This window comes from Saccharothrix isguenensis, assembly GCF_052936305.1.
Map to the genome: position 1 here is coordinate 1,355,109 of NZ_CP193626.1, position 20,857 is coordinate 1,375,965.

A 20,857-nucleotide genomic window follows, 5' to 3' on the forward strand; every position below is an offset into this window, starting at 1 on the left:
CGCGCCCGCCCGGCTCAGGTCTCGATCTTCTCCAACCGCACCACGATCGACTTGGACGTCGGCGTGCCCGACACGGTGGCCGTGGAGTCCAGCGGCACCAGGGAGTTCGCCTCGGGGAAGTACGCCGCCGCGCAACCGCGGGCCGTCGGGTAGGACACCACCCGGAACCGCTCGGCACGCCGTTCGGTCACGCCAGTCGGGTCGTCCGGCCACTCGCTGACCAGGTCCACGTGCTGCCCGTCGAGCAGGTCGAGCGCGTCCAGGTCCTCCGGGCTGACGAACACCACCCGCCGGCCGTCCTTCACGCCCCGGTAGCGGTCGTCCAGGCCGTAGATCGTGGTGTTGTACTGGTCGTGGCTGCGCATGGTCTGCAACAGCAGCCGACCAGGCGGCACCCGCAGCACCGTGAGGTCGTTCGCGGTGAAGTGCGCCTTGCCGGACCGGGTGCCGGTGAACTCGCGGGCGTCGCGCGGCGCGTGCGGCAGCACGAAACCGTCCGGCCGGCGCACCCGCTCGTTGTAGTCCTGACAGCCCGGCACGACCCGCGCGATCCGGTCCCGGACCAGGTCGTAGTCCTTCTCGAAGTCCTCCCACGGCACCGGGTGGTCCGGGCCGAGCACCGCCCGCGCCAGCCGGCACACGATGGACACCTCGGACAGCAGCCGGTCGCTCGCGGGCGCCAGCCGGCCGCGGGACCGGTGCACCACCGACATCGAGTCCTCGACCGTGACGAACTGCTCGCCGGTGTGCTGGAGGTCGCTTTCCGTGCGCCCCAGGGTGGGCAGGATCAACGCCGTGCGCCCGTGCACCACGTGCGACCGGTTGAGCTTGGTCGACACCTGGACGGTCAGGTCGAGCTTCCGCATGGCCGCCTCGGTGACCGACGTGTCCGGGGACGCCGCGACGAAGTTCCCACCCACCGCGAAGAACACCTTGGCCCTGCCGTCGCGCATGGCCCGGATCGATGCCACCGTGTCGAACCCGTGCCGGCGCGGGACCGGGATGCCGAACTCGGTTTCCAGGGCGGCCAGGAACTTCTCCGGCATCTTCTCCCAGATGCCCATGGTCCGGTCGCCTTGCACGTTCGAGTGGCCGCGCACCGGGCACAGGCCCGCGCCCGGCTTGCCGATCATGCCGCGCACGAGGGCTACGTTCGCGATCTCGCGGATGGTCGGCACGGAGTGCTTGTGCTGCGTCAGCCCCATGGCCCAGCAGAAGATCGTGCGCTCCGACTCGGCCAGCATCCGGGCCAGCAGCTCGACCTGGGCGCGAGGCAGGCCGGTGGCCACGTCGACCGAGTCCCAGTCCAGCCGGCGCACGTGGTCGGCGTACTCGGCGAACCCGTTCGTGCAGCCCTCCACGAACTCCTCGTCCACCGCGTCCCACGACAGCAGCAGGTTGCCGACCGCCTGGAACAGCGCCTGGTCGCCGCCGAGCCGGATCTGGAGGAACTCGTCGGCCAGCTGCGTGCCCGCGCCGATGAGCCCGCGCACGTTCTGCGGGTTCTTGAACCGCAGCAGCCCGGCCTCCGGCAGCGGGTTCACCGCCACGATCTTCGCGCCGTTGCCCTTCGCCTCCTCCAGCGCCGACAGCATCCGGGGGTGGTTCGTGCCGGGGTTCTGCCCCACGACCACGATCAGGTCGGCCCGGTTGAAGTCGTCGATGCTGACGGAGCCCTTCCCGATGCCGGTCGTCTCCGACAGCGCCGCGCCGGACGACTCGTGGCACATGTTCGAGCAGTCCGGCAGGTTGTTCGTGCCGAACGACCGCACCAGCAGCTGGTACAGGAACGCGGCCTCGTTGCTCGTCCGGCCGGAGGTGTAGAACACGGCCTCGTCCGGGGTCGCCAGCCCGTTCAGGTGCGTGGCGATCAACGAGAACGCGTCCTGCCACTCGATCGGCTCGTAGTGCGTGGCACCCTCGCGCAGCACCACCGGCTCGGTGATCCGGCCCTGCTGGCCCAGCCAGTAGTCGGTCTTCCCGGCCAGGTCGGCGATCGGGTGCTCGGCGAAGAACTCGCGCCCGACCCGGCGCCGGGTGGCCTCCTCGGCCACCGCCTTCGCGCCGTTCTCGCAGAACTCGGCGATCTTGCGGTGACCCTGCGGCTCGGGCCACGCGCAGCCGGGGCAGTCGAAACCCTCACGCTGGTTGAGCAGCCGCAACGTGGCGGCGGTGCGGGTCACGCCCATCTGCTCGACCCCGCGCTTGATCGACACCGCGACGCCGGGGATGCCCGCCGCCCACCGCTTGGGTTCGCTGACGTCGAGTTGCGACTCGTCGATGTCGTGCCGTGGAGGCTTGCGTTCCATACCCCATAGTGTGCCGCCGGCGCACCCCGCGCGAGCACGCCGGCGGTCTGTCCGATCGCCGGTCGAGGTCAGGTCGACGCGGGACCGCTGTCACGGGCCCCAAGGGGTTGCGAACGGCCCGTGAATCCGGCCTCCCCACCTGCGACGACGACCGGTGATCGACGTCAATTGTGAGCGGCGCCACTATCGAACGAATCGTCCGAACGGGTGACCCGTCACTCTTGGCAGTCGTCGGGGACGGTCGTCAGGGACCGATTCGGGTCGAAGGGCCCCTCACGGTCGTCGACCGTGCCTGCGTCGCTGGTCTTCCGGTCGGCGATCCAGGGCGCGAGGAAACCTCGTTCCGCCGCCTCGCACGACATCGAATAGGTGTACCCGTTGGACTCGTCGGTCCAGAGGCCGTGGCTGGCGTCGCGGAACTCCGGGCCGGAGCGCAGCACGTAGCTCGTGTCCTTCCGGCTGACCGCGACGATCTCCATCGGGTCGGTCAGCCTGCCCGGCTCGTCCGCGGCGAACGCGTAGGCGATCACGTAGTTCGTGTGCACGAACAGTTCACCGGCCTTGCCGGCCTCGGCGCGCATGGTGCCGTTGACCTTCGGCTCGGCGGGCAGCAGCTTCCAGCCCCGGTCCACCCGCGTCACGACCAGGCTCGCCTCATCGTCATGGCGACCGTCGAACAGCGGGCGCATGTGGTCTTGGAGGTCCGGCGCGAGCAGCCCGAGGAACGGCTCCACGTCGTGCTGCTCCACCACCCGCCGGTCCAGGCGTGAGGTGATCACGGCCTCCCGCACCCGGCCGTAGGCCTGCGCGACCTGCTCGGCGGAGAACTCGCCGACCGCCACCGCCTCGGGGGCGACGACCCCGGCCTCGCCGTCCGCCCAGCCCTCGGCGGGCGTGCCCCTGAACGGCCGGTCCAGGTCGATCCCGAACACGGCGTTCGGTTGTGAGGCGTCCCGGCCGAACCCGCTCCACAGCGACACCCCGACCAGCATCGCCGCGACGAGTGCCACCGCGGTGATCGTCCTGGTCCGGCCGCCGGGCAGCCGCAGCCGGCGCCGGCGCTTGGGCCGCATCGCGCGGGCCTCCTTCTCGGCCCGCCGGGTCGCCTCCCTGATCCACTCCTGGTCGTTCAGATCGGGGTGGTCTTCCAGCCCGTACGCGTCCACAGTGCCCCCACGCTCGATCGGTGCTCTCACTCGATCGGACTAGGGATCGTCCGCGTTACTACGCCGGACGGCCGAGTCAGTCGGGGCAGCCGTCGGCCGGTGACGACGGCGTGCCGAGGTCGAAGTCGAGGCCCGGGGGCAGCGACGGCTCGGCGAACGCGGGCGCGAGGTAGCCGCGCTTGGCGGCCGAGCACGCGATCGAGTGAAGCGAGCCCGCCGACGCGTCCGCCCACAGCCCTTCCACACCGGGACCGCCCGTCCGCACCGCGTACCGCACCTGGAACCGCGAGAACGCCACCACGTCCATCGGCCCGCGCACCGCGTCCGGCTCGGCGGGCACGAACGCGTAGGCGAACGTGTAGTCCGTGAGCACCGCCAGCTCACCTTCCGACCCGACCTCGGCGACCATCTCGCCGCGCACCTTCGGCTCCGCCTCCGCGAGCCGCGAGCCCTTGTCCACCCGCGTCGCGGCCAGTGCCGCCTCACCGTCGTTGCGGCCGTCGAACAGCACCCGCAGCGAGTCGCGCAGGTCCGGTGCGAACAGCGCGAAGAACGGCTCCAGGTCGTGCTGCTCCACCACCCGCCGGTCCAGCCGGGCCGCGATCACCGCCTCGCGCACCCGCTGGTAGGCCGCCGCGACCTGGTCGGCGGAGTAGGCGCCCACCTGCTGCGCCTCCGGCACCACCACCCCGGCGTCGCCATCGGCCCAGGACGCCGCCGACGTGCCCGCGAAGGGCTCGTCCAGGTCGACCGCGCGCTGTCCCGCCGGCGAACCGGACTCCGTCTCGAACACCGCCCACGCCAGCAGCAGCGCCGCCACCACGATCGCCGACCCGATCCAGAACCGCCGCCGGGGCCGCCTCGGCAACGACTTCAGCCGCCGCACCCGCGCCTCGCGCTCGGCCCGCCGCACGGCGTCGCGCGCCCACCCGTTGCCCTGGAGGTCCGGATGGTCCTCGATGCGGTACTCGTCCACGTGCCACCCCAGTCCTCCCCGCGACCCCGGTCGCGAAGCCTCACCGAAACCGCTAGCAGGTATCTGGTGAGAAGTCGATACCCGCTCCTCCGTAGACTTCGACCGTGACTGAGACGCCCACCGCACCGCAGCGATCCGAACTCCCGTCGGCGTGGAACCCGGCCGAGGTAGAGGCCGGACTGTACGAGCGGTGGGTCGAGCGCGGCTACTTCACGGCCGACGCCGCCAGCGACAAGCCGCCGTACACCATCGTCCTCCCGCCGCCGAACGTCACCGGCAGCCTGCACATGGGCCACGCGCTCAACCACAGCGTGATGGACGCCCTGACCCGCCGCCGCCGCATGCAGGGCTACGAGGTCCTGTGGCTGCCCGGCATGGACCACGCGGGCATCGCGACGCAGAACGTGGTCGAGCGCTCGCTCGCCGGCGAAGGCATGTCCCGGCACGACCTGGGCCGCGAGAAGTTCGTCGAGCGGGTCTGGGAGTGGAAGGCCGAGTACGGCGGCAAGATCCTCAACCAGATGCGCCGGCTCGGCGACGGCGTCGACTGGTCCCGCGAGCGCTTCACCATGGACGAGGGCCTGTCCCGGTCCGTCCAGACGATCTTCAAGAAGCTCTACGACGAGGGTCTTGTCTACCGGGCCGAGCGGATCATCAACTGGTGCCCGCGCTGCCAGACCGCGCTGTCCGACATCGAGGTCGACCACTCCGACGACGAGGGCGAGCTGGTCTCGATCCGCTACGGCTCGGGCGAGAGCTCGATCGTGGTCGCGACCACGCGCGCCGAGACGATGCTCGGTGACACCGCCGTCGCGGTCCACCCGGAGGACGAGCGGTACCAGCACCTCATCGGCACCGAGGTCGAGGTCCCGCTGACCGGCCGGTTCGTGCCGGTCGTCGGCGACGAGCACGTCGACCCGGCGTTCGGCACCGGCGCGGTCAAGGTGACCCCTGCGCACGACCCGAACGACTTCGAGATCGGCCAGCGCCACAACCTGCCCGCGCTGACCGTGATGGACGGGCGCGGCGTGATCACGGTCAACGGCCCCTTCGACGGCCTGGACCGGTTCGAGGCGCGTCCCGCCGTCGTGGCCGCGCTGCGCGAGATGGGTCGGATCGTCGCCGAGAAGCGGCCGTACACCCACTCGGTCGGCCACTGCTCGCGCTGCGACACGGTCGTCGAGCCGCGCCTGTCCATGCAGTGGTGGGTCAAGGTCGAGCCGCTGGCGAAGGCCTCCGGCGACGCCGTCCGCGACGGCCGCACCACGATTCACCCGGCCGAGCTGTCCAAGCGCTACTTCGACTGGGTGGACAACCTGCACGACTGGTGCATCTCGCGCCAGCTGTGGTGGGGCCACCGCATCCCGGTCTGGTACGGCCCGAACGACGAGGTCCTGTGCGTCGGCCCGGACGAGGAGGCCCCCGGCGAGGGCTGGGTGCAGGACGAGGACGTCCTCGACACGTGGTTCTCCTCGGCGCTGTGGCCGTTCTCCACGCTGGGCTGGCCGACGCAGACCGGCGACCTGGCGAAGTTCTACCCGACCAGCGTGCTGTCCACCGGCTACGACATCCTGTTCTTCTGGGTCGTCCGGATGATGATGTTCGGCCTGTACGCGATGGACGGCAAGCAGCCGTTCGACCACGTCTTCCTGCACGGTCTCATCCGCGACCAGCACGGCAAGAAGATGTCCAAGGCGCGCGGCAACGGCATCGACCCGCTCGACTGGATGGACACCTACGGCGCGGACGCCACCCGGTTCACGCTGCTGCGCGGCACCAGCCCGGGTTCGGACCTCGCCGTGGCGGAGGAGTGGGCCGCCGGCTCCCGCAACTTCACCACGAAGCTGTGGAACGCCACCCGCTTCGCGTTGAGCAACGGCGCGACCGTCGACCGCCCGCTGCCGCCGCGCGACGAGCTGACCGACGCCGACCGCTGGATCCTCGACCTGCTCGACCAGCTGGTGTCCGATGTGGACGGGCAGTTCGAGTCGTTCCAGTTCGCGAAGCTCAGCGAAGGGCTCTACCACTTCACGTGGGACGAGTTCTGCGACTGGTACCTGGAGCTGGCCAAGGTCCAGATCGCCGAGGGCGGCGCGCGTGCCGAGGCCACCCAGTCCGTGCTCGGCCACGTGCTCGACGTCGTGCTGCGGCTGCTGCACCCGCTCACGCCGTTCATCACCGAGACGCTGTGGACCACGTTGACCGGCGGCGAGTCGCTGGTGGTCGCGGACTGGCCGAAGCCGACCGGGATCGCGCGCGACGAGGTCGCCGCCACCCGGATCGAGGGCCTGAAGAAGCTGGTCACCGAGATCCGCCGGTTCCGCTCCGACCAGGGCCTCAAGCCCGCCCAGAAGGTCGCGGGCAAGGTGCGCGGCGCGTGCTGCGTCGACCTGACCGACCAGGTGGCGGCCGTGCGGACGCTGTCCCGGATGACCGAGCCCGGCGACGACTTCTCGGTCACCGTGTCGCTGGACGTCGGCCTGCCCGCCGGCACGGTGAAGGTCGAGCTGGACCTGTCCGGCACGGTCGACGTGGCCGCCGAGCGCAAGCGGCTCGCCAAGGACCTCGCCGTGGCGGAGAAGGAACGCGCCCAGTGCGAGGGCAAGCTCGGCAACGCCGCGTTCCTGGACAAGGCGCCCGCCGAGGTGGTCGCCAAGATCCAGGCCCGGTTGGCGGCGGCCAACGCCGAGATCGACCGCATCCACGCCCGCCTCGAGACCCTGCCGCAGGGGCAGCAGTCGTGAGCGGGTTCGAGACGGGGGCGCTGGAGGAGCTGCGCCAGGTCGAGCTGGAGCTGAACACCCGCTGGCCCGAGACGAAGCTGGAGCCCAGCCTCGACCGCATCCGGGCGTTGGCGGACCTGCTCGGCGACCCGCAGCACACGTACCCGGTGGTGCACGTCGGCGGCACGAACGGCAAGACGTCCACCTCCCGGATGATCGACGCGCTGTTCACCCGGATCGGGCTGCGCACGGGCCGGTACACCAGCCCGCACCTCCAGCTCGCCACCGAGCGGATCTCCGTGGACGGCGCGCCGGTCACCCCCGAGCGGTACGTCGAGATCTACCGCGACATCGAGCCGTACCTGGCCCTGGTGGACTCGCGCGGCGACGTGCCGATGAGCAAGTTCGAGGTGCTCACCGGGATGGCGTTCGCGGCGTTCGCGGATTCGCCGGTGGACGTCGCCGTGGTCGAGGTCGGCATGGGCGGGTCGTGGGACGCGACGAACGTCGCCGACGGCCGGATCGCGGTCATCACGCCCATCGGGCTCGACCACGTCGAGTACCTGGGCAGCGACCTGGCGGGCATCGCGGAGGAGAAGGCCGGGATCATCAAGCCCGGTGCGGTCGCGTTGCTGGCCCAGCAGGACCCCGCCGTCGAACAGGTGCTGCTGAAGCGGTGCGCCGAGGTGGACGCGTCCATCGCGCGGCTCGGGTCCGAGTTCGGCGTCATCCAGCGGGATGTCGCGGTGGGCGGGCAGATGCTGCGGCTGCAGGGGCTCGGCGGCGAGTACGACGAGGTGTTCCTGCCGCTGCACGGCGCGCACCAGGCGGCGAACGCGGCGTTGGCCCTGGCGTCGGTGGAGGCGTTCTTCGGTGCGGGCGCCGACCGGCGGCTCGACGTGGACGCGGTGCGCGAGGCGTTCGCCACGGTCAGCTCGCCGGGCCGGCTGGAACGCGTCCGGTCCGCGCCCACCGTGCTGGTGGACGCCGCGCACAACCCGCACGGCGCGGAGGCGTTGGCGAAGGCGCTGGACGAGGAGTTCGGCTTCCGCAAGCTGGTCGCCGTGGTCGGCGTGATGCAGGAGAAGGACGCGGTGGGGATCCTCAGCGCGCTGGAGCCGGTCGTGCAGGAAGTCGTGCTGACGGCCAACTCCTCGCCCCGCGCGATGGACCCCGACCTGCTGGCCGGGGTGGCGATCTCGATCTTCGGCGAGGACCGGATGGTCGTGCGGCCACACCTGGACGACGCGATCGAGGAGGCCGTGCGGCTGGCCGAGGAGAGCGACGACGGTGACGTGCTGCCCGGCGGCGGTGTCGTGGTGACCGGCTCGGTCGTCACGGCGGGCGACGCGCGGGCGCTGTTCGGCAAGGAGCCGTCATGACCTCCGCCGCCACACCGGCGCCGGCGCCGAAGAAAGACCCGATGAAGTCGTTCCGCGGCATCATGGCGGGCACGCTGATCCTGGAGGCGATCGTCGTCGCCCTGGCGCTGCCGGTGGTGGCGAAGCTGGGCGGCGGTGTCGGCACCGGCACCGGGTACCTGGTGCTCGGGCTGATCGCCGCGCTGATCGCGACGTGCGCGCTGTTGAAGCGCTCGTGGGCGGTGTACGTGATCGCGGCGATCCACGTCGTGATGGTGGCGTCGTGGTTCACCCTGACCGCGCTCGGCGGCATCGGCGTGGTGTTCAGCCTGGTCTGGGTGTACCTGCTGTGGCTGCGGCGTGACGTGGCGAAGCGCATGGCCGAAGGTCGGCTGCCCAGCCAGCAGCAGGGCTGACGTCAGCGGCCCGCCCCGGGCCCCGCCGAGACCGGGGTCGGCGGTGATCGGGCGTCCGACCGCGCCGATGTGGTCACAACGGGTACAGCCAGCTGCCAGACGCGGTCACGGTCTCCGTACCCGGGGCCGGCTTCGCCTGTCGTACCGGGGTACCGGTCAGGCCCGTACCCCGGTACGACAGGTCGCTCCGCACTGGGCCTGTGCACGACGGGCTCCGTTCACCCGGAATTCGGCTTCACCGATTACAAACCCGCCCATGAGCGATGGTGTGGTGAACCGGCGGACGCTGCTGCGCGCCGGTGCGATCGGCACGGCCGCGGCGTTCGTGCCCGGGGGTCTGGCGGTGCCCGGCGGTGTGGCGTTGGCCCGGGGTGGCGACCGGCCGGTGCTCACGCACGGCGTGCAGTCCGGTGACGTGACGTCCGACGGCGGTCTGGTGTGGACGCGGGCCGACCGGCCGTCGCGGATGGTGGTGGAGTTCTCGTCGGACCCGGCGTTCCGGCACTCGAAGACCGTGCGCGGGCCGCTGTTGACGCCCGAGTCCGGTGGCACGGGTCGGGTGCGGCTGCGTGGCCTGCCCGGTGGGCGGGAGGTGCACTACCGGGTCGTCGCCGAGGACCTGGACGGTCGCACCCGCAGTGAGGCCGTGACGGGCAGCTTCCGCACCGCGCCGCACGGCCGTGACGACGTTCGGTTCGTGTGGTCCGGTGACGTGGCGGGGCAGGGCTGGGGCAGCAACCCGGACCTGGGCGGTATGCCGATCTTCGGCGCGATGGCCGCCCGCCGGCCCGACTTCTTCATCAACAGCGGCGACACGGTGTACGCGGACGGCCCGCTGAAGGAGTCCGTGACGCTGCCCGACGGGCGCGTGTGGCGGAACCTGGTGATCCCGGAGAAGCTGAAGGTCGCCGAGACGCTGGACGAGTACCGCGGCCAGTTCGCCTACAACCTGCTCGACCCGCAGTACCGGGCGTTCGCCGCGCAGGTGCCGATGATCGTGCAGTGGGACGACCACGAGGTGACCAACAACTGGTACCCGGGCGAGATCCTGACCTCGCCGCTGTACACCGAGAAGAGGGTGGACGTGCTGGCCGCGCGGGCGTTCCGGGCGTTCCACGAGTGGCAGCCGATCGACCCGCGGCAGGCGGTGGACGGGCGGGTGTACCGGAAGTTCGCGTACGGCTCGCACGTCGAGGTGTTCGTGCTGGACATGCGGTCGTACAAGGACGCCAACACGTCACCGCGCGACGGGCGGGGCGTCGTGCTCGGCGAGAAGCAGGCGAAGTGGCTGGTCGACTCCCTGGACCGCAGCCGGGCCACTTGGAAGATCATCGCCGCGGACCTGCCGATCGGCGTGATCGTGCCGGACGGCGCCGACATCGAGGGCGTGGCGAACGGGCTGCCGGGCGCGCCGGGCGGACGTGAGCACGAGCTGGCGTGGGTGCTGAGCGAGCTGAAGCGGCGGCGCGTGCGCAACACGGTGTGGCTGACCGCCGACGTCCACTACACCGCCGCGCACCACTACTCGCCGGCGCGGGCGTCGTTCCAGGACTTCGACCCGTTCTGGGAGTTCGTCTCCGGTCCGCTGAACGCGGGCGCGTTCGGCCCGAACGCGCTCGACCCGACGTTCGGCCCGGAAGCCGTCTTCGTCAACGCCCCACCGGCCGCCAACACCACCCCGTTGGACGGGTTCCAGCACTTCGGCGAGGTCGAGGTGTCGCGTGACGGGGAGCTGACCGTGTGGCTGCGCGACATCAAGGGCGCGTCGCTGTGGAGCAAGACCCTCCGACCCGAGCGCCGCTGACCGGGCGTGCGACGACGTCGGGCTCCTCACGCCCGACGTCGTCGACCCGGCGTCGGGCTACCGGCGCTACCGGCGCGAACAGGTGCGCCGCGCCCGGTTGATCCTGGCGCTGCGCTGCCTGGACGTTCTCCCGGTGCAGTCAAGCTCGCCGTGGACGATCCGACCGCGGCGGTGGAGTCCTACGCGGCACGAGCACGTTCGGCCTGCTCGTGCCGGCCCTGGACGAGTGCCACGGGCATGCCGCGGAACTCCGCCGTGAAGGACCCGTGGGGGACTGGATCCGGCCGTACCGGGGTTGACGCAAGGTTCTGCAAGGACTTGCAGCCGTCTGGGCCTTGTTCGCGCCGCGATCGTCGTGGTTTTGTGCACCTCGCCCCGGCTTCCCGTCGGGGTGTGGTTGCAAATTCTTGCGACAAGGAGGTCGCGATGCGTCGGGCCGTCGCCGCGCTCATCGCCCTGGCCGTTGTGCCGTTCGTCCCACTACCCACAGGCGCCGCGGCCGAAGTCCAACGGCTCGCCGTCGGCGCCGTCACGGACATCGCGCCAGGCGTCCAGCGCACCGACAAGGCGCTGGCCAAGGACGCGCTGCGGGCCGACATCACGGGTGAGCGGTTCTACTTCGTGATGCCGGACCGGTTCGCCAACGGCGATCCGCGCAACGACCGGGGCGGCACGACCGAGACCGACCGGCTCAAGAGCGGCTTCGACCCCACCGACAAGGGCTTCTACCACGGCGGCGACCTCAAGGGCCTGCACGACAAGATCGACTACCTGGACGGCATGGGGATCACCGCGATCTGGATGACCCCGATGTTCCAGAACCGCTGGGTGCAGGGCTCCGGTGACGACATCTCGGCCGGCTACCACGGCTACTGGACCACCGACTTCACCAAGCTGGACCCGCACTTCGGCACGACCGAGGACATGCGGCGGCTCATCCGCGAGGCGCACCGCCGCGACATCAAGGTCTTCTTCGACATCGTCGCCAACCACACCGCCGACCTGATCGACTACGCCGAGGGCGAGTACGGCTACATCGGCACGGGCGCCCAGCCGTACCTGGACGAGCAGGGCAACCCGGTCGACATCGCCGCGATCGCCGGGCAGGAGGACTTCCCGAAGCTGACCGCGCCGTACACGCCGGTCGTCAAGGGGGAGAAGACCCCGGCCTGGCTGAACGACCCGCAGCTCTACCACAACCGCGGCGACTCGACGTTCAGCGGCGAGTCCAACGAGTACGGCGACTTCTTCGGCCTGGACGACCTGATGACCGAGCACCCGACGGTCGTCGAGGGCATGAAGGGCATCTTCACCAGTTGGATCGACACGCTGGGCATCGACGGCTACCGCGTGGACACCGTCAAGCACGTCAACATGGAGTTCTGGCAGGCCCTCGCCCCGCACGTGAAGCAGTACGCGGAGATGCGCGGCAAGAAGGACTTCTTCGTCTTCGGCGAGGTGTTCGACGCCGACCCGGCGCGCACCTCCCGCTACACCACCACCGGCAGGATGCAGGCCACGCTGGACTTCCCGTTCCAGAGCGGCGCGGCCACGTTCCTGTCCGGCCAGGGCGCGGCGCGCCTCGGTGAAGTGCTGGTGGACGACGACCGCTACACCGACGCGGACTCCAACGCCTCCTCGCTGCCGACGTTCCTCGGCAACCACGACATGGGCCGCCTCGCGTGGATGGTCCGGCAGAGCCGTCCGGGCATCTCCGAGGACGAGCTGCTGGACCGGCTGGAGCTGGGCAACGCCCTGATGTACCTGTGGCGCGGCAACCCGGTCGTCTACTACGGCGACGAGCAGGGTTTCGCGGGCACCGGCGGCGACAAGGTCGCCCGGCAGGACATGTTCGCCTCGCAGACCCCCGAGTACGCCGCCGAGGACCTGGTCGGCAGCGACCGCACCGGCGCGGTGGACAACTTCAACCCCGACCACCCGCTGTACCGGCAGCTCAAGGGCCTGGCGAAGTTCGTGGACGCCGACCCGGTGTGGCGCGACGGCAACCAGACGCTCAAGGTCGCCCAGGGTGACGTGATCGCGTTCAGCCGCACGGGCCGCACCCAGCAGGTCGAACACCTGGTCGTGGCCAACGCCGGCACCGCGCCCGCGACCGTCGACGTCCCGGCGGCCGGCAAGGGCTACCGGCCGATCTGGCCCACCGCCGGGTCGCAGGTGAAGCCGGTCGACGGCAAGGTCACCGTGACCGTGCCCGCGTTGTCCGCCCTGGTGCTCAAGTCGACCGGCAAGCTCAAGGCCGCCGCGCCCACGCCCACGTTGGCCGTGCCGCCGGTCGGCACCGTGCTGGACGACCGGGTCGAGCTGCGCGCGGACGGCATCACCTCGCCGTACGCGCAGGCCACGTTCGCCGCGCGGGTCGCGGGTGAACGCGACTGGCAGGTGCTCGGCACCGACGACGCCGCGCCGTACCGGGTGTTCGCCGACCTCGCCACGCTGCCGGGTGCGGCGGTGGGCAAGGACGTCGAGGTCAGGGTCGTGGCCAAGGACGCCAAGGGCACGTTGGGCGCGGACGGCGCCCGGATCGGCCTGGTCGCCGCGCCGGAGGTCGAACCGCCCGGCGCGGTGACGTCCGACTGGCTGGTCGTGCACTACAACCGCCCGGCCGGCGACTACGACGGGTGGGGCCTGCACGCGTGGGGCGACGTCGAGAACGCGCCGACGTGGGACGCGCCGCTGCCGTTCGCCGGTGAGACGCCGTACGGCCGGTTCGCCTGGATCAAGCTCAAGCCGGGCGCGAGATCGGTCGGGATCATCGCCCACCGCGGCGACGAGAAGGACACCGAAGGGGACCGGTTCATCGACCCGAGCGTGACGCCGCAGGTGTGGCTCAAGCAGGGGCAGGCCGCGGTGCACGCCACCGAGGTCGCCGCCACCGGCCAGGCCGTGGTGACGCACACCGGTGACGCCACGGGGCTCGTGGTGCGCGCGGGCGGCGCCGACCACCCGTTCGACGGGGGAGTGGCGACCATCCCGGCGACCGCGCCCGTCGAGTTCTCCGTGCTGCGCGGCGGGACGGTCGAAGCGTCCGGCAGCACGGCCGGGCACGCGTGGGTCGCCGGCGACGAGGTGTTCGCGAGCCTCGCCGCCGCGCAGAACCGCGCGGTGATCCACTACAACCGCCCCGCCGGCGACTACGCCGACTGGACGCTCTACCACTGGACCGGCTCGCTGGAACCGAGTCCGGGCTGGAACCAGTCACGCGTGCCGGACGGCACGGACGGGTTCGGCGTGTACTGGTCGGTGCCGTTGGAGCCGGGCGCGGCCGGGCTGAGCAACATCATCCACAAGGGCGACGCCAAGGACCCCGGCCCGGACCAGTTCCTCGACGTCACGGGCACCGGCTACGAGGTCTGGTACGTCTCCGGCTCCACCAGGCCGGACGGCTCGATCTCCTACGTGCTGCCGCCTTCGGGCGGTGCCGGCGTGGAGGACGACCTGACCAGGTCGAAGGCCGTCTGGGTGTCGAAGGACCTGGTGGTGTGGGACGTGCCGGTGGTGGCCTCCGACGGTTACCGGCTGGAGTACGGCGGCAAGGTGCTGCGGCTGGAGCCGTCGTCGGAGGCCGTGCCGGCGAAGTTCCCGCACTTGCGGGGCAAGCCGGTGTTCCGGGTGCGTGACGGGGCACGGCTGGACGAGGCGTTGCGGGGCAAGCTGTCCGCCGTGCACGTCGACGCCGGCGGTGGTCTGCGGCACCGCACGGGCGTGCAGATCGCCGGTGTGCTGGACGACCGGTTCGCCGACGCCGCCGCGCGGTTGGCCTACGGGCCGACGTTCGACGGCGACAACGTGACGGCGCGGCTGTGGGCGCCCACGGCGTCGTCGGTCAAGCTCCAGGTGTCCGACGAGCCCGGCTCGGCGGCCACGACCGTGGACATGGCGCGGGACGACGCGTCCGGCTCGTGGACGGCGTCCGGGGCGTGGCGGGACAAGTTCTACCTGTACGAGGTGACCGTCGCCGGACGCACGGTGACCGTGACCGACCCGTACTCGGTGGCGTTGGCGGTCGACTCGACGCACTCGCAGTTCGCCGACCTCGGCGACGCGCGGACCATGCCCGCCGACTGGGCCGGGCACGTCGCCCGCGGCCTGGACGACGACCCGACCGAGCACGGCATCACCGAACTGCACGTCCGGGACTTCTCGATCGGTGACGCGTCCGTGCCCGAAGGCGACCGGGGCACCTACCGCGCGTTCACGCACTCGTCGTCCACCGGCATGACCCACCTGCGGGAGCTGGCCGCCGAGGGCCTGGACACCGTGCACCTGCTGCCGACGTTCGACATCGCCACGATCCCGGAGAAGCGTTCGGACCAGCAGCGGCCGTCGTGCGACCTGGCGTCGTTGCCCGCCGATTCCTCCGCGCAGCAGGCGTGCCTGGCCGAGGTCGCCGGGAAGGACGGCTTCAACTGGGGCTACGACCCGTACCACTACGACGTGCCCGAGGGCTCCTACGCCACGGACGACGCGCAGACCGGGTGGGCCCGCTCCAAGCAGTACCGCGAGATGGTGAAGTCGTTGCACGACAACGGCAACCGCGTGGTGGTCGACGTGGTCTACAACCACACCGCCGCCTCCGGTGACGCGCGGACGTCCGTGCTGGACAAGGTGGTGCCGGGCTACTACCAGCGGCTCGACCTCGACGGCGCCGTCGCCAACTCCACGTGCTGCGCGAACACCGCCACCGAGAACGCCATGATGGGCAAGCTCGTCGTGGACTCCGTGGTGCGGTGGGCGAAGCTGTACAAGGTGGACGGCTTCCGGTTCGACCTGATGGGCCACCACCCGAAGGCGAACATCCTGGCCGTGCGGGCGGCGCTGGACGCGTTGACCGTCGCCGAGGACGGCGTGGACGGCCGGAAGATCCGCGTCTACGGCGAGGGCTGGGACTTCGGCGAGGTCGCCGGCAACGCCCGGTTCGAGCAGGCCACGCAGGCCAACATGGCCGGGACGGGCATCGGCACGTTCAGCGACAGGTTGCGCGACGCGGTGCGCGGCGGCGGTCCGTTCGACGCCGATCCCCGCGTGCAAGGGCTCGCGTCCGGTCTGGCGGGCGACCTCAACGGCACGCCCGAGAACGGCGACGTGGCCGCGCGGCTGGCGAACTACAGCGACCTGGTGAAGCTGGGCATGGCGGGGAACATGGCGTCGTACCGGTTCCAGTCCACGTCCGGTGGCGTGGTCTCCGGGCGTGACGTGTCGTACAACGGATCGCCCGCGGGGTACACGGGCTCGCCCGCCGACGTGATCACGTACGTGGACGCGCACGACAACGAGACGCTGTTCGACTCGCAGGTGTACAAGCTGCCCGCGACCACCTCGATGGCCGACCGCGTCCGGATGCAGAAGGTCGCCCTCGCACCCGTGCTCCTCGGCCAGGGGCAACCGTTCCTGCACGCGGGTGCGGAGTTCCTGCGCTCGAAGTCGTTGGACCGCAACAGCTACGACTCCGGTGACTGGTTCAACCGCTACGACCCGTCGTTGCGGGACAACGGTTTCGGTCGGGGCCTGCCCCCGGCGGCGGACAACGAGGACAAGTGGCCCTACGCCGCCCCCTTGCTGTCCAACACCGCGCTGAAGCCCTCCACGGCCGACATGCGAGCCGCTCTGGGCAACACGGTGGAGCTGCTGCGCATCCGCAAGTCCTCACCGCTGTTCACCTTGAACGACGCGGGACTGGTGCAGCAGAAGCTGTCGTTCCCGGCGGCCGAGCCGGGCGTCGTCGCGGCGTTGCTGGACGACACCGCCGGCCCGGACACCGACCCGGCCCTGGACGGCATCCTGGTGATCGTCAACCCGTACCCGGCGGAGAAGTCCGTCGCGGTCGAGGGCACGTGGCAGAACCACGCCTTGACCGGCGACAAGGCCTCGGTCGCCAACGGCTCGGTCACGGTCCCCGCCCGCTCGGTGGTCGTCCTGACCCGGTAGTCCGGGCGACGGCCCTCGGCGCGCAGGCCGCGGAACCCCCGCTCCTGCGCGCCGAGCGCTTCCCGACCCGGTGGCCACGGCGGGCGTCGGGGTGGCTGCGGCTACCCTTGAGCCAGTTGCACAATCCCGTACGAAGGAGTACTGACCGCCGTGAGCGAGCGCACCCTGGTCCTGGTCAAGCCCGACGGCGTCAGCCGCGGCCTGGTCGGCGAGGTCATCTCCCGCATCGAGCGCAAGGGCCTCACCCTGGCCGCTCTCGAACTGCGCACCGTGGACCGCGCGACCGCGGAGCAGCACTACGCCGAGCACGACGGCAAGAGCTTCTACAACGACCTGGTCGACTTCATCACCGGCGGCCCGCTGGTCGCCATGGTGGTCGAGGGCTCCCGGGCGATCGCCGCGTTCCGCCAGCTGGCCGGCGGCACCGACCCGGTCGAGAAGGCCACGCCGGGCACGATCCGGGGCGACTTCGGCCTGGAGGTCCAGTTCAACCTGGTGCACGGCTCGGACTCGCCGGAGTCCGCCGAGCGCGAGATCAAGCTCTGGTTCCCGAACCTCTGACGGACCCGGCGGACGGCCCGGACCTCGCCGGAGGTCCGGGCCGCTCGCCATTCCGACCGACCTGGGCACGCGCCGGTGACGAGCCGAGGCCGCCGGGGGCCGAGCCGTGCAGCACGACACCCTCGCGGTGGCCCAACGGCAGGTACATGCGGACGTCGTCGAACCGCACGTCGCCGACCGAGATCGCGTTCGGCAGCCGCCCCCACTCGCGGAAGCCCAGGCTCTCGTACAGCTGGATCGCACCGTGGTTGTTGCCGCGCACGCCGAGCGTCAGCACCTCCAGCCCGGCCGCACGGGCGTGCTCGATCACCGCGCCCACCAGTCGCGAACCCAACCCGAGCCCGCGCGCCGCCGGGTGCGCCGTCACCCGCCGCAGCTCGGCCATGTGCGCGAACACCTCGCTGTTCGACCGCTTCCACGTCGCCGTCCCGCGCACCACACCGTCCACACGGGCCACGACGAGCGCTCCGTCACCGGGCGAGCCGAGCACGCGGTCCAGCCACGCGTCGGTCTGCGCCCGCACGGGCGGGTCCACCCAGCCGATCGCGCCGCCCGCCGCCACCACGGCGTGCAGCACCTCGTGCACTTCGGACCGAAGTCGTTCGTCGGCCGTGATCGGCCAGGTCAGGTCGATTTCCACGGCACCCAGCCTAAAAGCGTTCCGGGATTGTCGGACCCCGCCGCTACCGTGACGCGCGTGACCCCCACCCTCGTCCACGCCAAGGGCCTGACCAAGCACTTCGGCTCCTTCGAAGCAGTCCGAGGCATCGACGTCGAAGTCGGCAAGGGGGAGGCGTTCGGCTTCCTCGGCCCGAACGGCGCGGGCAAGTCCTCGACCATGCGGATGGTCTCCTGCGTCTCACCGCGCACCGGCGGCGAGCTCAGCGTGCTCGGCATGGACCCGGACGTGGACGGCCCGAAGATCCGCGCCCGGATCGGCGTGGTGCCGCAGCAGGACAACCTCGACACCGAGCTGACCATCCGGCAGAACCTCCAGGTCTACGGCCGCTACTTCGGCCTGTCCCGCGCCGCGGTGCGCGAGCGCGCGGTGGAGCTGATGGAGTTCGCCCAGCTCACCGACCGCGCCGACGCCGAGGTGGAGCCGCTGTCCGGCGGCATGAAGCGGCGGCTCACCATCGCCCGCTCCCTGGTCAACGACCCGGACCTGCTGCTGCTCGACGAGCCGACCACGGGCCTCGACCCGCAGGCCCGCCACCTGCTGTGGGACCGCCTGTTCCGGCTCAAGCAGTCCGGCGTCACGCTCATCATCACCACGCACTACATGGACGAGGCCGAGCAGCTGTGCGACCGACTGGTGGTGATGGACGGCGGCCGGATCGCGGCCGAGGGCTCGCCGTCCGAGCTGATCCACCAGTACTCGACCAGGGAGGTGCTGGAGCTGCGGTTCCCGCCCGGCGAGCAGAGCGCCGACGAGGTGCGCGACCTGGCCGAACGGGTCGAGGTCCTGCCGGACCGGGTGCTGCTCTACACCGCGGACGGCGAGGCGGCGCTGTCCGCGGCCCACGCACGGGGCGTGCGGCCGGTGTCCAGCCTGGTGCGCCGCAGCACGCTGGAAGACGTGTTCCTGCGCCTGACCGGTCGGACGTTGGTGGACTGATGAGCACCGGACTGACGGGGACCGGAGCGACGGACCCGGACGTGAGCGAGCCGGACGTGGAGGGCCTGGACGTGAGGGAGCCGGACGTGGCCGGCGCGCGGGTGGTCGGCCCGTGGCGGGCCGCGCTGCTGGTGGTGGAGAACCACTGGACCTGGTACCGCCGCAACTGGCGGGCCACGGTCATCTCCAGCTTCCTCCAGCCGGTGCTGTTCCTGCTGGCCATGGGCATCGGCTTCGGCTCGCAGGTGCAGGTGGGCGAGGCCACGGACGGCTACCGGTACGTGGTGTTCCTGGCGCCGGCGCTGCTGGTGATCACCGCCGTGCAGAACACCATGTTCGAGTCCACCTGGGCGGTGTTCTCGGCGTTCAAGTGGCAGCGCAAGTACCTCGCGATGGTGTCCACCCCGCTCACGTCGAGCCAGGTCCTCTACGGCCAGCTGCTGTGGAACGCGCTGCGCCTGGCCGCCGGCGCGATCGTGTTCCTCGGCATCGCCGTCGCCCTGGGCGCGATCACCAGCCCGTCGGCGCTGCTGGCCGTGCCGTTCGCGGTGCTCGCCGGCATGGCGTTCAGCGCGCCCGCCGTCGCCTACACCGCGACCAGGGAGAAACCGGACTCGTTCAACGCGATCTTCCGTTTCCTGGTGATGCCGATGACGCTGTTCACCGGCGGGTTCTACCCGATGAGCCAGCTGCCGGACTGGATCCACCCGCTGGCCTGGATCACCCCGGTCTGGCACGGCATCGAGCTGGCCCGCGGCGTCACCTTCGGCACCCTGCGCCTGCTGCCCGCCCTCGGCCACGTCGCCTACCTGTGCGCCCTGATCGCGCTCGGCGTCGTCCTGGGCCGCCGCTACTTCCACCGGAGGCTGGCCGTATGAACCGCGAGTCCTCCACCCGGGCACCGCGAACCGACCGCTCGGACACCCCGAACCCGCCGGTCGGGCCGAAGTACGGCGCTGGCCTGCTGCTCCGCGTCATCCCGCCGGGCCTGTACGCGGGCCGCTCGCACACCCTGATCGAGCGGTCCTACCTGGTCAACAAGCGGGCGTGGATGCAGGTGTTCTCCGGCTTCTTCGAGCCGCTGTTCTTCCTGTTCTCCCTCGGCTTCGGCCTGGGCCGGCTGGTCACCACCGTCGAGGGCCCCGGCGGGCCGATGCCCTACGCCGCGTTCGTCGCGCCCGCCCTGCTGGCGGCGTCGGCGATGAACGGCGCGGTGTTCGAGGCGACGTTCAACCTGTTCTTCAAGTTCAAGTACGCCAAGACGTACGACGCGGTGCTGGCCACCCCGCTCGGCCCGGTCGACATCGCGGTCGGCGAGGCCACCTGGTGCCTGATCCGGGGCGGCGTCTACGCGGGCGGGTTCATCACGGTCATGCTCGGGTTCGGGCTGATCGACTCGCCGTGGGCGCTGCTCGCCCTGCCGGCGTCCCTCCTGGTCGCGCTCGGTTTCGCGGCGATCGGCATGGCCGCGGCCACGTACATGCGGTCCTGGCACGACTTCGACCTGGTGCAGCTGGCCGTGATGCCGCTGTTCCTGTTCTCCGGCACCTTCTACCCGCTGTCGGTGTACCCGGGGTGGCTGCAGGTCGTGGTCGAGTGGACGCCGCTGTACCACGCGATCGAGCTGATGAGGGCGCTGACCACGGGTCATGTCGGCTGGGGCGCGCTCGGCCACGTCGCCTACTTCGTGGTGATGGCGTGCATCGGAGTGGTTGTCGCGGCACGGCGGCTCGGCAAGTTGCTGCTGACCTGACCTGGTTGAACACTGGACGAACCTCCTGGCGCTCTTCCTGCTCCCCACGGCGTTCCTCATGCACAACTTCTGGAAGGAGACGGACCCGCAGGCCAAGCAGATGGAGATGATCCAGTTCAACAAGGACCTGGCCCTCGCGGGCGGCGCGCTGATGTTCTTCGGCCTGTACGCGGGCGCGGGCTCCGAACTCGGCCTCACCATCACGGGACCGCTGTTCTGACGCA

The 20,857-nt window shown here is 71.1% G+C and carries 14 protein-coding genes; 10 read left to right on the forward strand and 4 right to left on the reverse strand.

Translation table 11 applies throughout. The features are described from left to right. Nucleotides 1-14 precede the first annotated feature (14 nt). The 3 genes from ACRAKI_RS06595 to ACRAKI_RS06605 form a co-directional block, all read right to left on the reverse strand. Nucleotides 15-2,309 carry an FdhF/YdeP family oxidoreductase gene (locus ACRAKI_RS06595; protein WP_447006152.1) on the reverse strand — a complete coding sequence of 765 codons (2,295 nt, stop codon included), beginning with the start codon at nucleotides 2,307-2,309 and terminating at the stop codon, nucleotides 15-17. 215 nt (nucleotides 2,310-2,524) lie between these two features. Beyond that, nucleotides 2,525-3,505 (reverse strand): hypothetical protein, encoded by a 981-nt coding sequence (locus ACRAKI_RS06600; RefSeq protein WP_447006153.1) that lies wholly within the window; start codon nucleotides 3,503-3,505, stop codon nucleotides 2,525-2,527. A gap of 46 nt (nucleotides 3,506-3,551) precedes the next feature. Next, the gene (locus ACRAKI_RS06605) at nucleotides 3,552-4,451 is read right to left on the reverse strand and encodes a hypothetical protein (RefSeq protein ID WP_447006154.1); all 900 of its coding nucleotides are present in this window, start codon (nucleotides 4,449-4,451) and stop codon (nucleotides 3,552-3,554) included. Nucleotides 4,452-4,555: 104 nt separating this feature from the next. Between ACRAKI_RS06605 and ACRAKI_RS06610 the strand changes: the two genes are divergently transcribed. The 6 genes from ACRAKI_RS06610 (at nucleotide 4,556) to ndk (ending at nucleotide 17,262) form a co-directional block, all read left to right on the forward strand. Beyond that, nucleotides 4,556-7,195, forward strand: a complete 2,640-nt coding sequence (locus ACRAKI_RS06610) for a valine--tRNA ligase (protein ID WP_447006155.1) — start codon at nucleotides 4,556-4,558, stop codon at nucleotides 7,193-7,195. Beyond that, the gene (folC, locus tag ACRAKI_RS06615; RefSeq protein ID WP_447006156.1) at nucleotides 7,192-8,556 is read left to right on the forward strand and encodes a bifunctional tetrahydrofolate synthase/dihydrofolate synthase; all 1,365 of its coding nucleotides are present in this window, start codon (nucleotides 7,192-7,194) and stop codon (nucleotides 8,554-8,556) included. The genes ACRAKI_RS06610 and folC overlap by 4 nt, the downstream gene beginning before the upstream one ends. Further along, nucleotides 8,553-8,951, forward strand: coding sequence for a DUF4233 domain-containing protein (locus tag ACRAKI_RS06620; protein WP_447006157.1), 399 nt, complete (start codon nucleotides 8,553-8,555; stop codon nucleotides 8,949-8,951). The genes folC and ACRAKI_RS06620 overlap by 4 nt, the downstream gene beginning before the upstream one ends. 256 nt (nucleotides 8,952-9,207) lie before the next feature. After that, on the forward strand, nucleotides 9,208-10,755 hold the full coding sequence (locus tag ACRAKI_RS06625) for an alkaline phosphatase D family protein (protein WP_447006158.1): 1,548 nt from the start codon (nucleotides 9,208-9,210) through the stop codon (nucleotides 10,753-10,755). A gap of 426 nt (nucleotides 10,756-11,181) precedes the next feature. Further along, entirely contained in the window at nucleotides 11,182-16,701 is a 5,520-nt protein-coding gene (gene pulA, locus ACRAKI_RS06630; RefSeq protein ID WP_447006159.1) for a pullulanase-type alpha-1,6-glucosidase, read from the forward strand. A gap of 150 nt (nucleotides 16,702-16,851) precedes the next feature. Beyond that, nucleotides 16,852-17,262, forward strand: coding sequence for a nucleoside-diphosphate kinase (gene ndk / locus ACRAKI_RS06635; protein ID WP_447006160.1), 411 nt, complete (start codon nucleotides 16,852-16,854; stop codon nucleotides 17,260-17,262). Here the strand turns inward: ndk and ACRAKI_RS06640 are convergent. Continuing rightward, nucleotides 17,237-18,001 carry an N-acetyltransferase family protein gene (locus tag ACRAKI_RS06640; protein WP_447006161.1) on the reverse strand — a complete coding sequence of 255 codons (765 nt, stop codon included), beginning with the start codon at nucleotides 17,999-18,001 and terminating at the stop codon, nucleotides 17,237-17,239. The genes ndk and ACRAKI_RS06640 overlap by 26 nt on opposite strands. Here ACRAKI_RS06640 and ACRAKI_RS06645 point away from each other — a divergent pair. Genes ACRAKI_RS06645 through ACRAKI_RS06660 form a run of 4 tightly spaced genes read left to right on the forward strand, consistent with a single transcriptional unit; the run spans nucleotide 17,960 to nucleotide 20,853 of the window. Beyond that, entirely contained in the window at nucleotides 17,960-18,880 is a 921-nt protein-coding gene (locus tag ACRAKI_RS06645; RefSeq protein WP_447006162.1) for an ABC transporter ATP-binding protein, read from the forward strand. The two genes, ACRAKI_RS06640 and ACRAKI_RS06645, sit on opposite strands and share 42 nt — an antisense overlap. Continuing rightward, nucleotides 18,880-19,758, forward strand: a complete 879-nt coding sequence (locus ACRAKI_RS06650) for an ABC transporter permease (protein ID WP_447006163.1) — start codon at nucleotides 18,880-18,882, stop codon at nucleotides 19,756-19,758. The genes ACRAKI_RS06645 and ACRAKI_RS06650 overlap by 1 nt, the downstream gene beginning before the upstream one ends. Beyond that, a complete protein-coding gene (locus ACRAKI_RS06655; RefSeq protein ID WP_447006164.1) occupies nucleotides 19,755-20,633 on the forward strand; it encodes an ABC transporter permease in 879 nt (292 codons plus the stop codon). Before ACRAKI_RS06650 ends, ACRAKI_RS06655 begins: the two co-directional genes overlap by 4 nt. A 58-nt stretch (nucleotides 20,634-20,691) precedes the next feature. Next, a complete protein-coding gene (locus tag ACRAKI_RS06660; protein ID WP_447006165.1) occupies nucleotides 20,692-20,853 on the forward strand; it encodes a hypothetical protein in 162 nt (53 codons plus the stop codon). Nucleotides 20,854-20,857: the final 4 nt, after the last annotated feature.